Below are 2,390 nucleotides of genomic sequence, written 5' to 3'. Positions count from 1 at the left end.
GCATCGACCATTTCGTCAACGCTCACAACCAAAACTGTCAGCCGTTCAAATGGACTGCGACCGCCGATTCGATCCTTGAAAAGCTGCATCGACTTTGCTCACGTATTATCGGGACAGGACACTAGGTAATAACCCGCAGCGGGGAAGACTGCTGTCAGCCGCCGCGGCGCATCATGTCGAAGAATTCGACGTTGCTCTTGGTCGCCTTCATGGACTTCAGCACCATCTCCATTGCCTCGATTTCGTCCATGTTGTACATGAACTGGCGCAGGATGCGGGTCTTTTGCAGGATCTCGGGCGCCAGCAGCAATTCTTCGCGGCGGGTACCGCTGCGGTTGAGCTGGATCGAGGGGAACACGCGCTTTTCGTACAGGCGGCGGTCCAGGTGCAGCTCGCAGTTGCCGGTGCCCTTGAACTCCTCGAAGATCACTTCGTCCATGCGCGAGCCGGTGTCGATCAGCGCGGTGGCGATGATGGTCAGCGAGCCGCCTTCCTCCACATTGCGCGCCGCGCCCAGGAAGCGCTTGGGACGCTGCAGCGCGTTGGAGTCCACGCCGCCGGTCAGCACCTTGCCGGAAGAGGGCACCACGTTGTTGTAGGCGCGGGCCAGGCGGGTGATGGAGTCCAGCAGGATGATGACGTCCTTCTTCAGCTCCACCAGGCGCTTGGCGCGCTCGATCACCATTTCGGCCACGTGCACGTGGCGCGCAGCGGGCTCGTCGAAGGTGGAGGCGATGACCTCGGCCTTCACCGAACGCTGCATGTCGGTCACTTCCTCGGGCCGCTCGTCCACCAGCAGAACCATCATGTGGCTGTCGGGGTAGTTGGCCGCAATGGCGTGCGCGATGTGCTGCATCATCACTGTCTTGCCGCTCTTGGGCGGTGCCACGATCAGCGCGCGCTGGCCCTTGCCGATGGGCGCGATGATGTCGATGACGCGGCCGGTGATGTTCTCTTCGCCCTTCAGGGCATCACGCTCCAGGCGCATCTGTTCCCGGGGGAACAGCGGCGTCAGGTTCTCGAACATCACCTTGTGCTTGTTGTCTTCCGGCAGGCCGTCGTTGACCTTGTCCAGCTTGGTCAGCGCGAAGTAGCGCTCGCCGTCCTTGGGCGTGCGGACCTCGCCCTCGATCATGTCGCCGGTGTGCAGGTTGAAGCGGCGCACCTGCGAGGGCGAGATGTAGATGTCGTCGGTGCTGGCCGTGTAGCTGGTGTCCGGGCTGCGCAGGAAGCCGAACCCGTCGGGCAGGATCTCCAACACGCCGTCGGCGAACACCTGCTCGCCGGCGCGGGCGCGCTTCTTGATGATCGCGAACATCAGCTCCTGCTTGCGCATGCGGCCGGTGTTTTCGATCTCGAGTTCTTCGGCTTGCTTCAGGACCTCGGAGACGTGCAGCGCCTTGAGTTCGTTTAAGTGCATGGAGGGACCCCGTGCGGAGTTCTTGGTTGGATCTGGGGGAGGTTTGCGGCGGGGCGAGAAGTGCCCCACAAACCGGAACTCGAACTGTCCGCTTGGGTTGGCGGGCCAGTGAACTTGGCGCAGTATAAGACAAAACAAAGGGCCCGACGGAGGGCCCTTGTTCGCAACGCCGTTGCGGGCTTTACGCCAGCTGCTGGTCGATGAAGGCGGTGAGCTGCGACTTGCTCAGGGCGCCGACCTTGGTGGCGGCGAGCTGGCCGTCCTTGAACAGCATCAGCGTGGGAATGCCGCGGATGCCGAACTTGGCGGGGATCTCGCGGTTCTCGTCCACGTTCATCTTGGCGATTTGCAGCTTGTCCTTGTACGACTCGGACACTTCCTCGAGGATCGGCGCGATCATCTTGCACGGGCCGCACCATTCGGCCCAGTAGTCCACCAGCACCGGCTTGGCGGCCTTCAGGACGTCGGCTTCGAAGGTGTCGTCGGAGATGTGCTTGATCAGGTCGCTTGCCATGAGTCTTCCTTTGGAGAGAGCGGTCGGTGAGAGCGCTTACAGTGAAGGCCATTGTGGCAGAAACAAGTACCCGGCGGCGCCAGCGGCCCATCCCCTGATGCTATGGATGCGATAGCGACAACCCATGCGGCGGCAACGCTTTGGCGCGGCTGCATCGGCCGCCTGCTGGAACTGGTGGGCCGGCACGGCGCGCACCCGGCGCGCACGGTCGTGCTGCTGCCCTATGCCCAGCTGATGCCGGTGGCCCGGCGTTTCTGGGCCGAACGCGTGCCCAGCGGCTTCGCGCCGCGCTTCGAAACCACGCTGAGCTTCAGCCGCGGCCTGGGCTTCGCGCCGGGCGCGCACGACATCTCCTTCGGCATGGCCGACGACCTGCTGCTGGCGCGGGGCTGGCTGGAGCAGGCCGGCCTGGGCGGCCGTGCCGACGCACTGGCCGGCCGCCTGGTCGAGCTGGCC

The 2,390-nt window shown here is 64.0% G+C and carries 2 protein-coding genes and 2 pseudogenes; 2 read left to right on the top strand and 2 right to left on the bottom strand.

Annotation, left to right across the window (positions count from 1 at the left end):
* A pseudogene (locus H0U68_RS09200) lies at positions 1-125 on the top strand (IS630 family transposase); the annotation flags it as partial.
* Positions 126-154: 29 nt separating this feature from the next.
* Here the strand turns inward: H0U68_RS09200 and rho are convergent.
* Together rho and trxA are read right to left on the bottom strand one after the other, a co-directional pair.
* Positions 155-1,420, bottom strand: a complete 1,266-nt coding sequence (gene rho / locus H0U68_RS09195; RefSeq protein WP_296354828.1) for a transcription termination factor Rho — start codon at positions 1,418-1,420, stop codon at positions 155-157.
* A gap of 181 nt (positions 1,421-1,601) precedes the next feature.
* On the bottom strand, positions 1,602-1,934 hold the full coding sequence (gene trxA / locus H0U68_RS09190; protein WP_296354826.1) for a thioredoxin TrxA: 333 nt from the start codon (positions 1,932-1,934) through the stop codon (positions 1,602-1,604).
* Positions 1,935-2,036: 102 nt separating this feature from the next.
* On the opposite strand from trxA, the pseudogene H0U68_RS09185 reads away from it, so the two are divergent.
* A pseudogene (locus H0U68_RS09185) lies at positions 2,037-2,390 on the top strand (PD-(D/E)XK nuclease family protein); the annotation flags it as partial.

The organism is Ramlibacter sp. (genome assembly GCF_013697775.1).
GTDB lineage: Bacteria > Pseudomonadota > Gammaproteobacteria > Burkholderiales > Burkholderiaceae_C > Ramlibacter.
The sequence above is the reverse complement of the archived record's forward strand: the minus strand, read 5'-3'. Positions and strand labels throughout refer to the sequence as shown.

Coding starts and splice junctions, on each gene's coding strand:
- rho (WP_296354828.1), bottom strand. CDS start 1,420: ATGCACTTAAACGAACTCAAGGCGCTGCACGTCTCCGAGGTCCTGAAG.
- trxA (WP_296354826.1), bottom strand. CDS start 1,934: ATGGCAAGCGACCTGATCAAGCACATCTCCGACGACACCTTCGAAGCC.